The 18,942-nt window shown below is 71.9% G+C and carries 12 protein-coding genes; 6 read left to right on the top strand and 6 right to left on the bottom strand.

Annotated elements, in window-relative coordinates; translation table 11 throughout:
• Positions 1 to 4 precede the first annotated feature (4 nt).
• Positions 5 to 1,351, bottom strand: a complete 1,347-nt coding sequence (locus HMPREF2883_RS04895; protein WP_070659286.1) for a DUF4921 family protein — start codon at positions 1,349 to 1,351, stop codon at positions 5 to 7.
• A gap of 169 nt (positions 1,352 to 1,520) precedes the next feature.
• On the opposite strand from HMPREF2883_RS04895, the gene HMPREF2883_RS04890 reads away from it, so the two are divergent.
• Positions 1,521 to 3,131, top strand: a complete 1,611-nt coding sequence (locus HMPREF2883_RS04890) for a cation:proton antiporter (protein WP_070659284.1) — start codon at positions 1,521 to 1,523, stop codon at positions 3,129 to 3,131.
• A gap of 28 nt (positions 3,132 to 3,159) precedes the next feature.
• On the opposite strand, the gene HMPREF2883_RS04885 is transcribed toward HMPREF2883_RS04890, so the two are convergent.
• Positions 3,160 to 4,263, bottom strand: coding sequence for an NAD-dependent epimerase/dehydratase family protein (locus tag HMPREF2883_RS04885; RefSeq protein ID WP_070659281.1), 1,104 nt, complete (start codon positions 4,261 to 4,263; stop codon positions 3,160 to 3,162).
• A 67-nt stretch (positions 4,264 to 4,330) separates the two neighbouring features.
• Here HMPREF2883_RS04885 and HMPREF2883_RS04880 point away from each other — a divergent pair, with 67 nt between their 5' ends.
• Positions 4,331 to 4,990, top strand: a complete 660-nt coding sequence (locus HMPREF2883_RS04880) for a TetR/AcrR family transcriptional regulator (RefSeq protein ID WP_141759032.1) — start codon at positions 4,331 to 4,333, stop codon at positions 4,988 to 4,990.
• 48 nt (positions 4,991 to 5,038) lie between these two features.
• Here the strand turns inward: HMPREF2883_RS04880 and HMPREF2883_RS04875 are convergent, their stop codons facing one another.
• Complete coding sequence (locus HMPREF2883_RS04875) at positions 5,039 to 5,701, bottom strand: GOLPH3/VPS74 family protein (protein WP_070659277.1); 663 nt, start codon at positions 5,699 to 5,701, stop codon at positions 5,039 to 5,041.
• Positions 5,702 to 5,955: 254 nt separating this feature from the next.
• Here HMPREF2883_RS04875 and HMPREF2883_RS04870 point away from each other — a divergent pair, with 254 nt between their 5' ends.
• From HMPREF2883_RS04870 to HMPREF2883_RS04855, 4 genes are all read left to right on the top strand, one after another.
• On the top strand, positions 5,956 to 9,741 hold the full coding sequence (locus HMPREF2883_RS04870; RefSeq protein WP_070659276.1) for a DEAD/DEAH box helicase: 3,786 nt from the start codon (positions 5,956 to 5,958) through the stop codon (positions 9,739 to 9,741).
• A gap of 285 nt (positions 9,742 to 10,026) precedes the next feature.
• Complete coding sequence (locus HMPREF2883_RS04865) at positions 10,027 to 10,278, top strand: DUF4244 domain-containing protein (protein ID WP_081381678.1); 252 nt, start codon at positions 10,027 to 10,029, stop codon at positions 10,276 to 10,278.
• 200 nt (positions 10,279 to 10,478) lie between these two features.
• Positions 10,479 to 10,793, top strand: coding sequence for a TadE family type IV pilus minor pilin (locus HMPREF2883_RS04860; RefSeq protein ID WP_070659275.1), 315 nt, complete (start codon positions 10,479 to 10,481; stop codon positions 10,791 to 10,793).
• A gap of 224 nt (positions 10,794 to 11,017) precedes the next feature.
• A complete protein-coding gene (locus HMPREF2883_RS04855) occupies positions 11,018 to 11,422 on the top strand; it encodes an Rv3654c family TadE-like protein (protein ID WP_070659309.1) in 405 nt (134 codons plus the stop codon).
• 48 nt (positions 11,423 to 11,470) lie between these two features.
• On the opposite strand, the gene HMPREF2883_RS04850 is transcribed toward HMPREF2883_RS04855, so the two are convergent.
• From HMPREF2883_RS04850 to HMPREF2883_RS04840, 3 genes are all read right to left on the bottom strand, one after another.
• The gene (locus HMPREF2883_RS04850) at positions 11,471 to 13,663 is read right to left on the bottom strand and encodes an ABC transporter ATP-binding protein (protein WP_070659273.1); all 2,193 of its coding nucleotides are present in this window, start codon (positions 13,661 to 13,663) and stop codon (positions 11,471 to 11,473) included.
• Entirely contained in the window at positions 13,660 to 15,393 is a 1,734-nt protein-coding gene (locus HMPREF2883_RS04845) for an ABC transporter ATP-binding protein (RefSeq protein ID WP_070659271.1), read from the bottom strand. The genes HMPREF2883_RS04850 and HMPREF2883_RS04845 overlap by 4 nt, the downstream gene beginning before the upstream one ends.
• A gap of 197 nt (positions 15,394 to 15,590) precedes the next feature.
• Positions 15,591 to 18,560, bottom strand: a complete 2,970-nt coding sequence (locus HMPREF2883_RS04840; protein ID WP_070659270.1) for a DEAD/DEAH box helicase — start codon at positions 18,558 to 18,560, stop codon at positions 15,591 to 15,593.
• Between the last annotated feature and the right edge of the window lie 382 nt (positions 18,561 to 18,942).

The raw sequence follows: 18,942 nt of genomic DNA, 5'->3' as shown, positions 1-18,942 counted from the left end.
GCTCCTACGGCCGGGCGGTGAGGACCGGGTTGTACAGGAGCCGGTTGGGCGCCGTCGGGCACTCCTCGCCCACCGCCATCGGCGCGATGAGCCGGTCGGCCCGCAGATCCTCCAGGCGCGCCACCACGCGGTCGCGCAGCGTCCACGGGTCAATGGTGTTGAGGTAGATCTTCGTGCCGCCCTCGAAACCGGCCAGGGTGGAGACCCGCCACTTGAGCGTGATGTGCCAAGGCATGGGCTGATCCACGTCGAGCGGCTTGTGGTGCCACTCCTCGTTGCTGGGCACGTCCGCGCCCGTGGCCGCGTGCAGGGCGTGCACCAGGTCGGAGACGGCGTCGACCTCCTCGCGGCTCATGAGCCACGGCTCGGGCATGGCCGACGTCGAGTACACCTCCAGCGTCGGGTAGCGGTGCCCGAACCCGGCGAAGGCCACCGCGTGCTCGTTGCTCGCCACCAGCAGGCCCTGGTAGGCGGCGTAGTCCACCGCCATCTCGTTGTACAGGTTGGGGTTGACTCGCACCTTCTGCAGCTCCAGCTGACTGGTCACCCCGCGCTCGTCGATGCCCACCAGCTGCTTGTGCAGGTGGTCGAAGCTCGCCCCGGCCGGCCGCAGCCAGTTCTGGAACACGGCCACGTAGCGCACCCACCGGTTGGCCTCGTACAGGCTGTGCATCGCGTGGATCGCCAGGTGCGTGTAGGCGCGGTGCTCGGCCACGCTCAGCGTCCCCGAGCCGGCCAGGCCCGTGGTGTCGAGAGCGTCGTCGGTGAAGTGGCGCCGACCGATGATGACGTCGTGCCCCCCGGCGAAGAAGGCCGCCAGGAAGGTGCGGCGGTCCCGCTCGCTCATGGTGTCCCAGGAGGCCGGGTCCGCGCCCGCGGCCGCCAGCTTGGTGCGCGCCACCCGCTCCACGTGCTCGACGCCGGCCGGGTCAGCCAGGTAGGCCTCCATGCGTTCGCGGGCGGCGTCGGGGATCTCGTAGCCGTGGTTGATGTGCCAGTAGTCGAAGGAGAGGATCTCGAAGAGGTTGGGCACCCGCCGGAACTCGGCCACCGTGTCGAACAGGGCGGAGGCGGCGACGGCGTCGAGGCGCTCAAAACCGCCGTCGGCCCCGCGCACGATGCGTGCCTTCTCCGGGGGCGTATCCAGGTAGCGCGCCGCGCAGAAGGCGCAGCTGTGGGTGCGGTCGGCCTCCTCCAGCGGGCGGACCTCCGCCACCGGGTGCGAGATGGGCCGGTTGGCGCGGCCCGGCACGGTCCACACCTCGGTGCCGGTGAAGGGGCTGATCTGCTTGACCGTCCCATCGGCCAGGCGCGTGAGTGGTTCGGCGGAGGGGGAGTACGGCATGAGCATGCTTCCATTGTGACGCCTTGTGGCGGTTCGCGCGCCCGGTAGCCCCGATGACGGGCCCGGCCGGCCGAGGTCGGGGTAGTCTGACTGGCTCGTGCGGACCTGCGCCGGGCCTGGCCCCGCGCCCCGCACTGCCCGCATCCCCGCACCCGACTGGAGACAAGGAGACGATATGGCCGAGGTCTTCACCTCCCTGCTGCTCATCGTCGCGGTGGCCTTCATGGCGCCGCTGGTCTCCTGGACCATTCCCAAGCGGCTCGTGCCCGAGGTCGTCCTGCTCATCCTGGGCGGAATGCTCATCGGCCCCCACGGCCTGGGGCTGGCCGTCGAGGACTCCTCGATCGAGCTGCTGCGCGAGCTCGGCGTCGCCTTCCTCTTCCTCATGGCCGGCTACGAGATCGACGTCAACGAGCTGCGCGGGGCGGGCGGGCGCCACGCCGCCGTCGCCTGGCTGCTCTCGCTGGGGCTGGCCTTCGGCGCGGTCAGCGTCATCGGGGTGACCGGAGGGGCGGCGTCGGCCAACGGCATCGCCATCGCCACCGCCATGACCTCCACGGCCATCGGCACGATCCTGCCGATCCTGCGCGACCGGGGCCTGCTGCCCACGGCGGTGGGCGCCTCGATCCTCAACCACGGCGCCGTCGGCGAGGTGGGGCCGGTCATCGTCATGGCGCTGCTGCTGGGTTCACGCTCCACCTGGGCGAGCATGGTGATTCTGGGTGTCTTCCTCCTCATCACCCTGCTCATCGTCCGCTTCACCAGCCGCGTCAAGCGCGTGGGGCGCCGCCTGGTCGAGGCCATCCACCTGGGGGCCTCGACGACGGCCCAGACCACCATCCGCGCCACCGTCCTGCTCCTGGTGGGGCTGTGCGCCATCGCCGCCATCTTCGACCTCGACGTCATCCTGGGGGCCTTCGCCGCCGGCTTCGTCCTGCGTCACGCCCTGCCCGAGGGCGACGCCGAGTTCGAGGAGAAGCTCGACGGGCTGGCCTACGGGTTCTTCGTCCCGATCTTCTTCGTCACCTCCGGTATGGGCATCGAGGCCAGGCTCAACGGCGGGGACCTGGTCAACCTGCTGGCCTTCTTCGTGCTGCTGGTGCTCGTGCGGGGCGTGCCGGTGTGGCTGGCCTCCCGGGCGGAGCGCCGCAGGGACGGCTCGCGCGCCTACTCAATGCGCCAGAGCCTCCAGATCGCCGTCTACTCGACGACGGCCCTGCCCATCATCGTGGCCGTCACCCAGGTGGCGGTCAGCGCCGGGGCCATGTCGACCTCCTTCGCCTCCACGCTCGTGCTGGCCGGGGTGCTGTCGGTGCTCGTCCTGCCGGCCGCCGGGCTGGCGCTGGGCCACCGGAGCGACCACGTTCCGGCCAACGAGGTGATGCGCGTGGTCCAGGGGCCGGCCGCCCCCGACGGACGCACTCCCGAGGAGGCCACGGTCCCGGTCGGCGAGCAGGTCTCGGAGCCGCGCCGACCGGCGTCGCCGCCCAGCGGCATCAGGCTGCCGGCGACGGAGCGCACCCCGGCGACAGAAGTGAGGCGGCCGGCGCAGCCCGACCTGGTGGGCCTGCCCGACCTGCGCGAGCAGGCGACACCGGCGATGGCGCGTCTGGCCGAGCTGGGGATGCACGCCCGGGGCCTGTCGCTGGAGGAGTCCCACCGCCTGGCCGCGCGCCTGGCCGAGATCGAGCAGGAGCACGCCCTGTGGCGCGAGCGCTGGCACCACGTGCGCAGACACGGCGCCACCTCCCGGGCGGCCCGACGTCGTCGGCCCCGCGGAGAGTGACGGCCTCCGGCGGCGGGCAAGCGGATGCCTATCCCCGTTGGCCGAGCATCTGCTCGACCATCTCCTCCAGCGACGCCTGCACCGGCCGGTAGCGGGTGCCCAGCTCGTGCCGACTCCGCGAGGCGTCGGCGCGGACCGTGTAGCCCACGTTGCGTCGCACATAGGCACGTGTCAGCCCGACCCTGGGTGCCATCGCCAGGAGCACCGGTCCGGGCAGGGCCCGCCGCGGCAGAGGAAAAGACCGCCCGAAGCGCGGCAGCAGTCTCCCGGCGAGGGCCAACAGATCGGTGTCCTCAGCGGAGACGATGTAGCGCCCGCGGGCCTCAGGCAGGAAAGCGGCGGCAATATGCGCCTGGGCCACCTCGCGGACATCGACGGCGCTGATTCCCAGGCGTGGCGCACCGAGGCGAGCAGTGCCGTCGATGAGCATCCGCGCGGTCGAGAAGCTCTCACTGGTGGGTGCGCTCCCCAGGGCGGGACCAACGATCATGGCCGGGTTGATGGTCACCAGGTTCCATCGCCTCTGCTCGGCGGCCAGCCGCCACGCCTCCTTCTCCGCGAGGGTCTTGGAGTAGGGATAGGGTTGGTGGCCGGCGGAGGAGGTGGTGTTCCAGCAGGTCTCGGTCAGGACTCGCCCCGGGTAGCCCTCGATGTCGACGGCGTCGCCGTACATAGCCACGATCGAGCTGGTGAGGACCACCCGCGTGACCGACGGCGTGCGCTCGACTCCGGCCAGCACGTTACGGGTTCCCTCCAGGGCCGGCTCGATCAGGTCGTGCTGTGGGTCGTCCGTCGAGTGCAGAATGGGCGAGGCGGTGTGAATGACGATCGCGCAGCCCTCCATCGCCTCGTCGTAGGAGCCGGGCTGGAGCAGGTCGCCGGCGAAGAGACGCAGAGTACCCGGTGTCTGCTCGGCCATGCGGTTCAGGTGGGCCACCTTGTTCGTGCTCTGGGGGTCGCGCACGGCGGCACGGACGGTGATGCCGGCGTCGAGCAGGCCCTTGGTGACCCAGCTGCCCAGGTAGCCGGTGGCGCCGGTGACCATGACGGGGCTGCTGGTGTCGACCGGGATGCCGCTCAGGTCGATGGTGGAATCGAAGTCGTTGATGGAGCGCGTTTCCGAGGATCGCATGGGCGTAGCCTGACAGCCCTGGGAAACGAAGTCAATCAGTTTCACTATTGGTCGGTACCATCTCCCCATGAACGCAGTCGGTTCACAGGCACCGAGGGGCAGGCGCACTCCGGGGCGGCCGGTTGACGCCGCTCTGGGGCCGGCGATCATGCTGGCCGTGCGTGATCTCCTGGCCGAGAGCGGTTACGCCGCGCTGACGACGGCGGCCGTGGCCCGGCGCGCGGGCGTCTCCACCGCCACCCTCTACCGCCGGTGGCCTACCAAGCGCGAGCTCGTCCTGGCCTCGGCCAGGCGCATGATCGAGACCGGCGTGGCCGACGAGGCTGTGGGCTCCGGCGCCGCCGCGGCCAAGACCTTCGATACTGGTTCGTTGCGAGGGGACCTGCAGGCCTTCATCGCCCACAAGAACCGGGCGCTGTCGGGGCCCACAGGTCAGGCGGTGCTGTCTCTTCTGGGCGAGCTGCCGCAGGATCCGGAGCTCAAGGAGCTGCTCCTCGGGGAGCTCCTCGCCGCCACTCGCTCTCACCTGGAGCAGATTCGGGATCAGGCCCTGGCGCGCGGTGAGGGCGCCGTCGACCTGGATCCTCATGCCGGAGCCCGGCTGGTCCTGGGGGCGGTCCTCGCCGGGATCGCCTTTACGACCGGGGATGATGAGACCGAGCCATTGTCCGAGCCATTGTCCGACGTCGAGCAGGATCTGCTGCTGCGGGCCCTCGGAGATGAATGACGCTACCCGCCGACGGGGCCGGGACGGGCCCGGAGGGGCGGCCCCGAATCAGCTGGACGAGGCCGCTGCCCCGGCGCTCGCGGCTGCCACGATGGCCATCGTCACGGCCTCCACGGCCCGCTGCACCGCACGCCCCACGGGGCTCTCCCCCGAGATCTCCTGGATCCGGCGCTTGAGCTCCCCGCGGCTGAGACCGGTCTCCTGCTGCGGCAGGATGGTCGGTGCGACCCTGAGCGCCTGCAGGATCGACAGCAGGGCGACATCAGAGGCGGTCGGTGGCTGCACCCCGCGCAGGGTGGCGTCGATGCGTGCGCGCAGGTGCCGCTCGGGGACGGGGTCGAGCGTGGGGTAGCTGGGGTTCAGCGATCCGAACAGCCCGCCGGTGTAGATGCGCACCACCCCGGCCGCCTCCAAGGACTCGGCGATGTGGCGGGTGGGGTTGAGCCTGCCCCAGGACACCAGGGAGGAGAATCGCTTGCCGTCCTTGGCAGGCAGGATCTCCAGGGCCCGGTCCAGGACGGGGTGCCCGGTCGGCTCGGAGCTGACGATGTAGATGCGGGGGCTGCGCTCCTCGGTCAGGCCGATGCGGCCGGCCAGCAGCAGGTCGGTGAGCAGTGCGCCGGTGAGCCCGTAGGCCGGGTACGTCATGCGGCTCTCCGGCTTCCCGGAGTCCTTGGTCAGCAGCAGGAACAGCTCTTCACAGATCAGCATCGCGTTCATGAATCCAGTACAACGCGCCGACATCGGAATGTGATCCCTCTGGGGTGCGAGATCCGGGCCCGACCCGGCTCCTCCTCGTGGGGGAGGTGCCCGCTCGTCGCCGGCTCGCCTTCTCGGCCGGCCGCGGCCCGCCTCTTGCCCGCCCCGCCTGACCGCGTGGCTGCGGCCGGGCCGTTCGCGCTGGGCGTGTGCTCAGCGGCCGGATGACGCCCGAAGGTGTCGTACCCCCCGTTTAACCTGGGACCATGGCTCGCGCGATTCGGTATGACGACTGGCCGGTGGAGCTCACTGATGACCAGATCATCAGTCGGGTCGGCCACCGGGCCTTTCTGCGCGGTCTGGACTACGCGCGCAAGGGCCGGGTGCGCGGCATCGGCGTCGCCGGGGACGGGGACATCATCACCGCCCAGTCCAAGGGATCGGGCGCGCACACCTACCAGACCATGGCCTTCCGCAAGCAGGGCGCCCGCAGCTCCCGTAGCGCCCCGGCGTCCTGGGCCGGCACCTGCTCGTGCCCGGTGGGCAGCAACTGCAAGCACGTGGCCGCCCTGCTTATCACCGCGCGCGCCCTGGCGGAGGAGGGGCCCGACGACGCCGCCTCCTCCGGCCAGGTCTCCCTCTGGGAGAGCCGGCTGGCCGGCCTGCTGCGGGTGGAGCGCGCCCCGCGCCGTCGGATGGCCCTGGAGATCATCGACGATCCCGGCAGCATGTGGGGCACTCCTGCCGGCCTGTCCATGCTGCCGCTCATTGAGGGCAAGCGCGGCTGGAACCGGCAGGGCGCCTCCTGGAGCCAGATCGCCGCCGGGGGCCTGGATGACGACGTCGACCCCACCGTCATGGGCGTTCTGCGCGAGCTGTCCGGTATGGCCGGCGGCTACGGCTTCTACTACGCCGACGACCGCCTCTCCCTGATGACGGCGCCCGCCCGCGTCTGGGACGTGCTGCGCCGCGGGGTGGCGGCCGGCCTGACCCTCACCACCGCTCAGCGCCGCGGTATGCCCGTCCACCTCGCCGAGGGCCTGCGCGGCGGCGTCCACCTCACCCGCCAGGAGGACGGCGGCGTCGCCATCACCCCCGCCCTGGACTTCGACGACGTCGCGGAGCTGCGCCGCCTGCAGGTCCCCGGACTGCGCCTGAACTTCTCCCTCATGCCGATCGGCGACCCGGTTCACGGCTTCTACACGTGGATGCCCGGGCGCGAGCTGCTTCTCATGCCTCTCGAGCCGCGCCCCACCCAGGCCCTCTCCCGGGTGCTGCTGGGCGACGGCGAGGCCATCACCATCCCGGCCGGGGACGTCGCGCGCTTCGAGACCGAGCACCTTGAGGCCCTCACCCGGGCGCTGCCGGTCCTGTCCGCCGACGCCTCCATCCGCATGCCCCGGCCCACGACGCTGCGCGCCGCGCTCGCGGTCCACGTCGACGCCGCCGAGCACCATCTGACCACTGAGTGGTCCGTCCGCTATGTCAGCGAGGATGGTGAGGTCCGGCACGCTCACGGCCTGCCCGACCTGTCCGCGGCGGCCGAGGGCCGCATCGAGGGCGAGACCGCCGGCCGAGACCTGGAGGGCGAGACCCGCCTGGCCCGCGAGGTCCTCAACCACCTGCTGCCCCTGGCCGGCCAGCACCCGGCCCTCTGGCAGCCCCTCGACCTGCGCGGCATGGCCACGGCCCGTTTCATGACTGAGACGCTGCCGGTCCTGCGCGAGCTGGAGGCCTTCGACGTCGAGGTCGACGACGACGTCCCCGACTACCGTGAGGCCGACGTCGCCCCGGTCATCACCACCAGTGTCAGTGACGACGAGGACCGCCCCGACTGGTTCTCCCTGTCCGTGCGCGTCCACGTGGGCGAAGAGGAGATCCCTCTGGCGCTGCTCATGGCGGCTGTGGCCGCCGGGGAGCCCGAGGTGCTCCTGGAGTCGGGCACCTGGGTGAGCATCGACCGCCCGGAGATCGAGGCCCTGGCCCGCCTCATGGAGGAGGGCCGCGAGCTGGCCGACCCGCAGGCGCAGGGCGAGCTGCGGGTCAGCGCCCTGCACGCCGGCTACTACGAGGTCCTGGAGTCCCTCGGCGTCATCGAGCGGGCCACGGCCCGCTGGAAGGAGCGGGTCGGTCGGCTGCTGGAGCGATCGCGCGCCGCCGAGGCCGCGGCCGGGTCGTCCGGCGGGGCCGCTGACGACGCGGGCGCTGGTGAGGGTGCCGGTGATGGGGCCGGTGGGGTGCCCGTGCCCGAGGGGATGCGGGCGACGCTGCGCCCCTACCAGCTCGAGGGCTACCGGTGGCTGGACTTCCTGCGCCAGGCGGGTCTCGGCGGGGTCCTGGCCGATGACATGGGACTGGGCAAGACCGTTCAGGTGCTCGCCGCCGTCCAGCGCCTCATCGAGCAGCGCGAGGAGGCCCAGGGGCGGGAGCCGGTCGACGCCGGTGCCGGAGCTGAGCGTGCTGGCCGTGCCGCTGAGGCTGCACGTGAGGACGCCGGAACCGACTCGGGGGGCGCCCCGCAGGACGGGGCAGGCGGCCCGGCCGACGAGCCGGCCGACGAGCAGACCGACTCCGGTGAGCCTGGTGAGCCGGAGGGGACCGGGCCGGTGCTTGTCATCGCGCCGACCTCCGTCGTCGGTTCCTGGGTGGAGCAGGCCGAGCGCTTCTGCCCGGGGCTGCGGGTGCGGGCCGTGAGGCGGACCGCCGCCAAGCGCGAGCAGACCCTGAAGGAGATCGCGGAGGGCTGCGACGTCGTCGTCACCTCCTACACGATCGCGCGCCTGTGCGAGGAGGAGTTCATCGCCCAGGACTGGGCCTGGGTGGTGTGCGACGAGGCCCAGTTCGTCAAGAACCACACCTCGGCCACCTACAAGGCCGTGCGGCGGCTGCGGTCGCCGTCGACCATCGCGATCACGGGCACGCCGTTGGAGAACTCGCTCATGGACCTGTGGGCGCTCATGAGCATTGCGGCGCCGGGGCTCCTGCCCGACCCGGAGCGCTTCGGGCAGGTCTACCGCAAGCCGATCGACCGTGGGGACGCTGAGGCGCTGGGGCGGCTGCGGCGCAGGATGCGGCCCTTCCTGCTGCGGCGCACCAAGGAGCAGGTGGCCGCGGACCTGCCGGCCAAGACCGAGCAGGTCCTGGCCGTCGAGCTGGGCGCCAAGCACCGCAAGGCCTATGACCAGCGCCTGGCCCGCGAGCGCCAGAGGATCCTTGGGCTGCTGGAGGAGGACACCGCCCAGTCGCGCTTCACCGCGCTCAAGGCGCTGACCACCCTGCGGCAGATGGCGCTCGATCCGGCGCTCGTTGACGGCGGGGACGGGACCGAGCCCGGGGACATCGACGCTGCCGGGACTGAGGGAGCCGCGGACGCGGCCGGCGGGACGGGCGGTTCCGGCAAGAGGGTGGCCCGCGGCGCGAGGGCCGCGAAGGCCAAGGCGGTCACCGCCCCCGCAGCGGGCCGCGGGGGGCCGGGGCGGCGGTCGAGCCCGTCGGCCAAGGTTGAGGTGCTGGTCGAGTACCTGGGGCCGATCCTCTCCGAGGGGCACCGCGCCCTCGTCTTCTCCCAGTTCACGCGTTACCTCTCCGGCGTGCGCGAGCACCTGGAGGCCACCGGTGTGCGAACCGCCTACATGGACGGCTCCACCCCCAACCGGCAGGAGGTCATTGACGCCTTCCGGACCGGCCAGGCCGACGTCTTCCTCATCTCCCTCAAGGCCGGAGGCTTCGGGCTCACGCTCACCGAGGCCGACTACGTCTTCCTGCTGGACCCGTGGTGGAACCCGCAGGCCGAGGAGCAGGCCATCGACCGCACCCACCGGATCGGCCAGGACAAGCCGGTCATGGTCTACCGGCTCGTCTCGGCCGACACCATCGAGGAGAAGGTCATGGCCCTCAAGGAGAAGAAGGCCAAGCTCTTCGCCCGGGTCGTCGAGGGGGCCGGTGAGGTCGAGACTGGCGGCGAGGGCGGTACGGGTGCTGCGGTGGGCCCGGGCGGGCTCAGCCCGGCGGCCCTGACCGCCGCCGAGATCCGCGAGCTCATCGAGGGCTGAGGCGCTCGACGTCGTCGGGCGCCGCTGTGGGCGGGCCGTCCCCAACCACCTGTACTGCGGCCCCTACCCGGTTCTGCCCTGGCGGGGGCCTTCTACGTGATCGGGCGGATCGGCCAGGGCACGGGCGATCCCCGGGTCCACAGGGCTGGGACTGCAGGTGGTCTCCACAGGGCTGACAAGCCCCCGAGCGCGCAGGCTCGGGGCGGTCCGATGCTGATGGTGCGGGCACGGCGCCCGCTGGGGAGCAGCGGTGCGCTGGTCCCCACCGACCAGAGGAGAACCACCATGAGGAGACCCACCAGGACCACCCTGCGCGCTCTGCGCACCAGTGTGATGCTGGCCCGCCCGGGTGATGCGTCAGCGCTGCCGTCACTCCTGCAGCGACTGGCGACCAAGGAGGAGGGCATGGCCACCGCCGAGTACGCCATCGGCACCTTGGCGGCCGCGGCCTTCGCCGGCCTGCTGCTGGCGCTCATGCGCTCGGGCAGCCTGAGCGGGGCGTTGCAGTCCATCATCGAGTCGGCGCTCTCGGTGTGATGTGCGGCGTCATCGCAGCAGGTGGGCGCGCTCGCCCCCGAGCGGCCCGGGTACCCGGTGTGGGCCGACATCGCCGCCCGGGTCCCGCATCCCGCCGGCCCTCCGGCCGCGCGGAACCGCACCCCTCACCTGGTCGCCGGCCCCGACGAGATCGTGGGGTCGGCGGCCAGGACGGGTGTACCGGACGAGGGGAGCAGGGGATGGTGACGGCCGAGACGGCACTGTCACTGCCCGCCGTCGTCCTCGTCCTGCTGATGGTGCTGGCGGCGGTCAGCGCAGGCGTCACCCAGCTGCGGGTGGCTGACGCCGCCCGCACCGCCGCCCGCCAGGCCGCCATCGGCCAGGGCGACTACGCCGGCGCCGCCCAGCACGTGGCCGAAGGGGTGAGCCTCGACCTCGAGCAGGGTGAGCTCACCTGCGTCACCGCCGCCCGCCCCGTCCCCGGACCCCTGGGCGGACTGGGTCTGACGGCGCGCGCCCGCGCCTGCACCTACACCGAACCGAGCAGTCCATGAGCCGCCGTGGAGACAAGAGCCGACAGGTGGCCCACGCCCCGGTTCTGTCGGAGTTGCTGGCCTTCGCTCACCGAGCCGAGCACTTCATGGGCCGCCGTGGAGACAGGACTCGACAGGCGGCCCACACTCCGGATCCGCCAGACCTGCTGGCCTTCGCCGCGACTGCGCTCGCGACCTTGAGTCGGCAGACCGGCGGGCCGCTCAGCCGCCCGGCTGGACGAACTGTGCGGCAACCAGCCACTCGGGGTGCCTGGGGAAATCGCCCCGGCTGCAACGAGCGCGGCTCGGGGACCGTCTACGCGCTCGGCGTCATCACGGTGCTGCTGGCGGCGGCGCTCGGCATCACGGGCCTCATCCAGGCCCAGAGCGCCACCGGCCGGGCCCGGGCCGCCGCCGACCTCGCTGCCGTCTCCGGTGCCACGGTCCTGTCCTCGGTCATCGCCCCCGGCGACCCCTGCGCCATGGCCGGGCGCGTCGCCGCCGCCAACGGCGCCTCGGTGAGCTCCTGCTCCGTGACCGGCGAGGACGTCACCGTCAGCGTCGTCGTCCCGACGACGATCCTTGGCCGCCCCCGCCAAGCCACGGCCCAGGCCCGCGCCGGCCCCGTCGATGCCCCACCCAAGCCGTGAACCGGCCCGAACCCGGGTGTCGACACGGTGCGCTGGGGCGCCCCAGCCTCAGTCCTCGACGGCGACGGTGGCGCCGCCCGCGAACTGGGCCGCGTGGAGGCGCGCGTAGGCGCCGCCGGCCGCGATGAGCTCGTCGTGGTTGCCCTGTTCGACGATGTCGCCGTGCTCCATGACCAGGATGGTGTCGGCATCGCGGATCGTGGACAGACGGTGGGCGATGATGAAGCTCGTGCGGCCCTCGCGCAGCGCGTTCATCGCCTGCTGGACCAACAGCTCAGTGCGGGTGTCCACGCTGCTGGTGGCCTCATCGAGGATGAGCACGGCCGGGTTGGCCACGAAGGCCCGCGCGATCGTGAGCAGCTGGCGCTCGCCGGCGGAGATGTTGGCGGCGTCCTCCTCCAGAACCGTGTCGTAGCCCTGCGGCAGGGCCTTGATGATGTGGTCGACGAAGCACGCCCTCGCGGCGGCCTCGACCTCCTCATCACTGGCCCCGGGCCGCCCGTAACGGATGTTCTCGCGGATCGTGCCGGCGAACAGCCACGGGTCCTGCAGGACCATGCCGGTGCGGCGCCGCACGTCGTGGCGCGTCATGGTGGCGATGTCGCGCCCGTCGATGAGGATGCGCCCCCCGTCAAGCTCGTAGAAACGCATGAGCAGGTTGACCAGCGTGGTCTTGCCCGCTCCCGTGGGCCCCACGATCGCGACCGTGTGCCCGGGGTCAACCCGCAGCGACAGGTCCCGGATGAGCTCGACCTCCGGGCTGTAGGAGAAGCGCACGTGCTCCATCTCGATGACGCCCGGACCCGCCGGGCTCTTCGGCGAAGCCGCCGCGGCGCTGGGGCCGGCCCCGGCGGCCCAGTCGGCATCCGCAGCCTCTGCGGCGTCTCCAGCGGCATCGGCGGTCGCGGTGCCCGCTGCGCCCGAGGCGTCGGCCGTGCCTGCGGGGGTCTTCGGGGCGACGTCGTCGGGACGCTCCTCCTCGGCGTCGAGCAGCTCGAAGATCCGCTCGGCGCTCGCGGTCCCGGACTGCACGGCCGTGGCCATGCCACCGAGCTGGCTCAGGGGCTGGGAGAACTGCTGGGAGTACTGGATGAAGGCTTGCACGTCGCCCAGGCGCAGCGACCCTGAGGCGACCATGGCGCCGCCGACCACCGCAATGGCCACATAGTTGATGTTCCCGATGACCTGCATGATCGGCATCATGATCCCGGAGAGGAACTGGGCGCGCAGCGAGGCCCGGAACAGCTCCTCGTTCTCGGCGGCGAAGGCCTCGCGCACCGAGTCCGTGCGCCCGTAGACCTGCACCAGGGCGTGCCCGGAGAAGGACTCCTCCACCCGGGTGTTGATCTTGCCGGTGCGCGCCCACTGGTGGGTGAAGGCCTTCTGCGAGCGCGGCCCGATCACCCCGAAGACCACGCCCATGAGCGGGAACATGATGAGCGCCACCAGCGCCAGCTTCCAGGAGATGGAGAACATCATCCCCAGCACGCCCACCACCGTGAGGATCGCGGTCAGGGCGCCGGACAGGGACTGCTGGAGGGTGTTGGTGACGTTGTCGACGTCGTTGGTCAGGCGACTGAGCAGCTCACCGCGCTGGACGGTGTCGAAGTAGCTCAGCGGCAGGCGGTGGACCTTGTCCTCCACCTGGGCGCGCAGCCGGTAGAGGGCCTTGATGGTGATGCGGTTGATGAGCCAGCCCTGAAGCCAGTTCAGGGCCGCCGAACCCACGTACAGGCCCAGCACCACCGTCAGGATCCGCCCCAGGCGGGCGTAGTCGATGCCCGCGCCGGGAATGACGTCCATCGCCGAGAGCATCGTCGCGAAGTCATCCATCCCCCGTGCCCGCAGGGCCTCGACGGCCTGAGCCTTGGTGGTGCCGGCCGGCAGCATCGTGGAGACCACGCCCTCGAAGATGACGTTGGTGGCCTGCCCCAGCACCTTGGGGGCCGCCACAGCCAGCACCACCGTTCCCACGGCGGCCAGGGCCACGACCACCAGCGAGACCCGGTAGGCGCCCAGCAGCCCGACCATCCGCTTGAAGGAGGGCCAGAAGGCCTCGGCCTTGCCCGGAGGCGGCCCGGCGTGCCTGTCGCCCGAGGCGGCCTGCGCCTCAGCGGCCAGCTTGAGGTCCTCCTCGCTGAGCTCGTCGGGGCCGACGGTGGTGCCCGCGCCGCTCCCGGCGCTCTTGCCGGTGTTCCCGCTGGTGTTTTTGCCCATGTGGCTGCTCGCGTTCCTGCTCATGCTGCGGCCTCCGCTCCGAGCTGGGAGGTGACGATCTCGCGGTAGACGGAGCAGGTGGCTAGCAGCTCGGTGTGCGTGCCGCTGCCCACCAGGTGTCCGCCGTCCAGGACGAGGATCTGGTCGGCCTCGGTGATCGTGGAGACGCGCTGGGCCACGATCACCTTCGTGATGCCGGCCGTGGCTGGCCCCATGGCCTCGCGCAGCCGCGCGTCGGTGGACACGTCCAGGGCCGAGAAGGAGTCATCGAAGATGAGGATGTAGGGCCGGCGCACCAGGGCCCGGGCGATGGCCAGGCGCTGACGCTGACCACCCGAGACATTCGTGCCGCCCTGGGCGATGGGCGCCTCAAGGCCCCCGTCCATATTCGAGACGAAGTCCTTGGCCTGGGCGACCTGAAGGGCCTGCCACAGCTCGTCGTCGGTGGCCTCCTCGCGCCCCAGGCGCAGGTTGGAGGCCACGGTACCGGCGAACAGGAAGGGCTGCTGGGGCACGAGCCCCATCTGGGCCCACAGCGCCTCGGGGTCAGCCTCGCGCACGTCGGTGCCGCCGATGAGCACCTGCCCGCTGCTGGCCTGAAGCAGCCGGGCCAGCAGCCGCACCACCGTGGACTTGCCCGACGCCGTCGAACCGACGATCGCCGTCGTCGTGCCGGGCTGGACGGTGAAGCTCACCTCCGCCAGGACGCGGGCGTCGGCGTCGGGGTAGACGAAGGTGACGTCCCGCATCTCAACCGTTCCGGGGGCCGGGAAGGTGTCGACGGCGTCGGGGGAGGGGGTGATGGTCGGCGCCGTTGCCAGCACCTCGCTGATGCGTTCGGCGCACACGGCGGCGCGCGGGATCATGATCGTCATGAAGCTCGCCATGACGATGCCCATGAGGATCTGCATGAGGTAGGACATGAAGGCGATGAGGGTGCCGACCTCCACGTCGCCGTCGCCGACCCGGTGGCCGCCGAACCAGATGACGCCGACGATCGTCACGTCCAGTACCAGCATCACCAGCGGGAACAGCAGGACGAAGAGCTGCCCCACCCTCTCGCCGACCCGGGCGATATCGGTGTTGGCGTCCCCGAAGCGCTCGGTCTCGGCCTCCTCACGCACGAAGGCGCGGATGACCCGGATGCCGGTGAGCTGCTCGCGCATCACCCGGTTGATGGCGTCGAGCTTGTCCTGGTAGGAGCGGAACAGGGGCAGCATCCGGCCCACGATGAGCCCCACCGCCACGAGCAGGACCGGCACCGACAGCCCGATCAGCCACGACAGGCCCGGGGCGCGCGTGACTGCCATGACGATGCCGCCCACCGCCATGACCGGCGCCGTCACCAGCATCGTGGCGCTCATCATCACCAGCATCTGGACCTGCTGGACGTCATTGGTGTTGCGGGTGATGAGCGAGCCTGCCCCGAAGGCGGAGATCTCCCGCTCCGAGAAGCCGCTGACCCGGTCGAAGACCTCGCCGCGCAGGTCCCGGCCCATGCTCATCGCCGCGCGCGCCGCCAGATACGTCGCCGCCACCGTGCACACGCCCTGGGCCAGGCTCACCCCCAGCATGAACGCGCCCATCCGCCAGATATAACCGGTGTCCCCAGTGGCCACACCCTTGTCGATGATGTCGGCGTTGAGGGTGGGGAGGTACAGGGAGGCCATCACCTGAGCGAACTGAAGCACCAGGACGCACACCAGCAGCCCCGTGTAGGGGCGCAGGTGCGTGCGCAGTAATCGAAGGAACATGCTGGGAACGTATCAGTCTCACGTTGCGTGAGGGCGAGCATCTCAAGAATATGAGGGAGAGCGTCTTATGAATTCTGGTTCATGCCCGCGTATGGGGCGGCCTCACGTCGCGTCAGGTCTGGCGGCCGGATTGACCGTTTCGGACGACTTTGCCGCTGCTCCTGGGGAATGCGACTCGCAAAGCAGCAGGTCGAAGCTCAGTTACTTCTGGTTACTGGGCTGGAGGGTGCGTCAAAGTCGTCCGTTCTGGACAGTTCTCGGTGAGCGGGGTCGGCGGTTGAGGGGTGCTGGGGCGCCGCCTCGAGCAGGAGCCGCAGCAGGACGGCGGCCCCGGCCTTGTCCAGGGGCTCGTTGTTGTTGCCGCACTTGGGCGACTGCACGCAGGAGGGGCAGCCGCTCGCGCAGCCGCAGCCCTCAATGACTGCCAGCGTCGCCTCCAGCCAGTCGCGCCCGGCCCGGTAGCCGCGCTCGGCGAAGCCCGCCCCGCCGGCGTGCCCGTCGTGGACGAAGACCGTGGGCGCCCCCGTCTGCGGGTGCAGCGCCGTTGACAGCCCGCCGATGTCCCAGCGGTCGCAGGTGGCCAGCAGCGGCAGCATCCCGATGCTCGCGTGCTCGGCGGCGTGCAGAGCCCCGGGCAGGTCGGTGGGCTCCAGGCCCGCCGCCTCGCAGACCTCCTGCGGGATCGTCCACCACACGGCGGCGGTGGGCAGCACGTGCTCGTCCATCTCCAGGGCGTGCTGGGAGACGACCTCCCCACCGGGCAGCGCCATCCGCTGGTAGCCGGTCACCTGACTGGTGACCTCCACCGAGCCGAAGGACCAGGTGATCGCCGTCGTGCTCGGGGGCTCGGGGGCGTCGCCGGAGGCCGACCCCGCCTGCCCGCTGCCGGCCGGACCGGGACCGTCACTGGCCGGATCGGGACCCGCGCTGGAGCCGCCGCCGGAACCGGCCGGCTCTTCCAGCTTGTGAGCCGACGGCTCACGGCAGCCGCCCGGCGTCGTCGGACCCGGCTGGCCCCAGACCTGCTGCTCGCGTTCGGCGATGATGCGCACGCTCGAGCGCGACCGGGCCCGCGTGCGGTAGCCGACCGCCGCCTTGCGCCGCACGAGGGCGACGTCGTCGGCCAGCTCCTCGACCACGTAGACGCGCCCCTGGTGGACGTAGACCGCGCCCTCGTGGACGGTGGAGTCGGCGGCCGCGCCGTCGACTGTGCCGATGACGACGCCCGTGTCGGCCTCCACGACCGGCACCTGGGGCGGCCCGTCGCCGCGCAGGGAGGTCAGGTCCTGGGGCCGCCCGGGCAGGTTGACGTTCCAGAACCAGCCCGTGGGCCGACGCCGCAGCGCGCCCCGACCCTCCAGCTCGCGCAGCAGGGCGTCGTCGGGCAGGCCGAACAGGGCCAGGTCCGGGGCCCGCAGGGGCGCCTCGGAGGCGGCGGCGCACAGGTGGGGCGCGAGCACGTAGGGGTTGGCCGGGTCGAAGACCGTGGCCTCGGGGGCGGCGAAGACCGCCTCGGGGTGGTGTACCAGGTAGGCGTCCAGCGGGTTGTCGGAGGCGATGAGGACGGCCAGTCCGCGGGTCCCGGCGCGTCCGGCCCGGCCCGCCTGCTGACCCAGTGAGACGCGCGTGCCCGGCCAGCCGGCGATGAGGACCGCGTCCAGTCCGGTGACGTCGATGCCCAGCTCCAGGGCGTTGGTGGTGGCCAGGGCCCGCAGCCGGCCCGAGCGCAGGTCGGCCTCCAGGGCCCGGCGCTCCTCGGGCAGGTAGCCGCCGCGGTAGGCCGACACCGTGCCGACGAGCTCGGGTAGCGAGAGCCCCAGCGTGTGGCGGGCCCGCTCGGCCACGACCTCCGCTGAGCGACGCGAGCGCACGAACACCAGCGCCCGGGCGCCCACGCTCAACAGGTCCACGAGCAGCTCGGCGGCCTCGACGACTGCGCTGCGCCGCGCCGACGGGTCCTCGCCCAGATCGCCCGAGTCCGGTTCGACGCTGCCAGGCGGGGTAGCGCCGCTCGTGACCGGAGGCCGGCCGTGGGCGGTGGAGGCGATGGCGGCTGGGCTGGCCTTTGGCGTCGCCTCTGTACCCGACACGTGCTGCGGGGGCGTCGTGATGCTGGGGGCGGGGAGGCTGTCGTCGTCGGCGCTCGTGGGCCGGGGTGCGTCGGGGCTCGGGGAGCTCGCGGAGGAGCTGGTGCCGTTGAGTGCGGCGGGGCTCGGGGAGCCTACGGGTGCCGGACCGCCGTTGCTGGGGACCGACAGCACCCAGGGGTCGCGCAGGGCCGGCTGCCACAGGGCCAGGGTGCGCTCCCCGGCGGGTGCGCCGTCCTCGGTGACGGCCACGACGTCGTCGGGCTCGACGCCGATGAGGCGGGCCGCGGTGAGGGCCGGCTCGGCCGCCGTCGCCGAGGCGCACAGGACGACCGGCTGCGGGTCGTGCGGGCGCAGGCGCGCCACGAGCCGCAGGAGGCGGCGCAGCACGAGGGCAACGTGCGCCCCCAGGATTCCGCGGTAGGCGTGGCACTCGTCGATGACGATATAGCGCAGGCCCCGCAGGAGGCGGGTCCAGCGCTCGTGGCCTGGCAGCAGCGAGAAGTGAAGGAAGTCGGGGTTGGTCAGGACGACGTCTGCGTGGGCGCGCACCCAGTCGCGCTCGGGCAAAGGTGTATCCCCGTCGCAGGTGCCGGCGCGCACCGTGCGCAGAGAGCCCGCGGGCGTGCCGGCCTCGCGCTGGACGGCCTCGAGCTCGCCGACGAGCCGGGCCAGGGCGGCGGCCTGGTCGGCGGCGAGCGCCTTGGTGGGGGAGAGGTACAGGGTGGTGGGGCGCCGGGTGTGGGCGGAGATGCGCGAGTCGGCGCCGGGGGACTGGGCGGTCAGGACGTCGGAGAGCGCCGGTAGCCAGGCCGCCAGGGACTTTCCTGAGCCGGTGCCGGTCGCCAGGACCGTGTGGCGGCCGGCGTGGGCGGAGTGCGCGGCGGCGACCTGGTGCGTCCAGGGGCGCTCGACGCCCAGGCGGCGGTAGGCGGCCACAAGGTCGGGGTCCGCCCAGTCGGGCCAGTCGGCGTGGCGGCCGGGGCGGGCCGGGGTGCGCTGGAGGTGGACGAGCCGGCCGTCGCGCCCGCCGATGGACTCCAGGAGCCCGGTGAGGTCGCGTGCGGTCCCGTCTGCCATGGGGCACAGTGTGCACCACTAGCACCCGCCTCCGGCTCGAGTTCGTAGGTTAGCCCGTGTGTTCGGGGGGTTAGGGGTACGACTGCGGCATCTACCCTACGACTGCCTGTACCAGGTGTCGGGCGGGCTGAGTGGGTCTCGGCGGTGTGCTGTGGGGCCTGGGTATCACGTTTGGCGACTTTTAGGGCGTCCATCGGTTGGCGTGCCCCTGCCTGTATGGCTCTGGCCTGCGTATACGTGGCCGGGTGCGATGGTCGTCGGCCTGGGGTATGTCTGAAAAGTCGCCGTTCGTGACACCGCACTCGTAGGGCGAGCCTGGTGGCCTGAGGTGTGAGCGTGTGCTGGGGCGGGGTTAGTGGCCTTGGGCTTCTTCGGCGTCGTC

Origin of the sequence: Actinomyces sp. HMSC075C01 (assembly GCF_001812965.1) — a bacterium.
GTDB classification, from domain to species: domain Bacteria; phylum Actinomycetota; class Actinomycetes; order Actinomycetales; family Actinomycetaceae; genus Actinomyces; species Actinomyces acetigenes.
Note: the sequence above shows the minus strand (reverse complement) of the source record. Positions and strands in the feature narration are given on the sequence as shown.

Excerpts from the sequence above, each read along its gene's own strand:
- HMPREF2883_RS04875 (WP_070659277.1), bottom strand. The coding sequence starts at position 5,701 with ATGCTGATCTGTGAAGAGCTGTTCCTGCTGCTGACCAAGGACTCCGGG.
- HMPREF2883_RS04890 (WP_070659284.1), top strand. The coding sequence starts at position 1,521 with ATGGCCGAGGTCTTCACCTCCCTGCTGCTCATCGTCGCGGTGGCCTTC.
- HMPREF2883_RS04880 (WP_141759032.1), top strand. The coding sequence starts at position 4,331 with ATGAACGCAGTCGGTTCACAGGCACCGAGGGGCAGGCGCACTCCGGGG.
- HMPREF2883_RS04895 (WP_070659286.1), bottom strand. The coding sequence starts at position 1,351 with ATGCTCATGCCGTACTCCCCCTCCGCCGAACCACTCACGCGCCTGGCC.
- HMPREF2883_RS04850 (WP_070659273.1), bottom strand. The coding sequence starts at position 13,663 with ATGAGCAGGAACGCGAGCAGCCACATGGGCAAAAACACCAGCGGGAAC.
- HMPREF2883_RS04865 (WP_081381678.1), top strand. The coding sequence starts at position 10,027 with ATGAGGAGACCCACCAGGACCACCCTGCGCGCTCTGCGCACCAGTGTG.
- HMPREF2883_RS04840 (WP_070659270.1), bottom strand. The coding sequence starts at position 18,560 with ATGGCAGACGGGACCGCACGCGACCTCACCGGGCTCCTGGAGTCCATC.
- HMPREF2883_RS04860 (WP_070659275.1), top strand. The coding sequence starts at position 10,479 with ATGGTGACGGCCGAGACGGCACTGTCACTGCCCGCCGTCGTCCTCGTC.
- HMPREF2883_RS04845 (WP_070659271.1), bottom strand. The coding sequence starts at position 15,393 with ATGTTCCTTCGATTACTGCGCACGCACCTGCGCCCCTACACGGGGCTG.
- HMPREF2883_RS04885 (WP_070659281.1), bottom strand. The coding sequence starts at position 4,263 with ATGCGATCCTCGGAAACGCGCTCCATCAACGACTTCGATTCCACCATC.
- HMPREF2883_RS04870 (WP_070659276.1), top strand. The coding sequence starts at position 5,956 with ATGGCTCGCGCGATTCGGTATGACGACTGGCCGGTGGAGCTCACTGAT.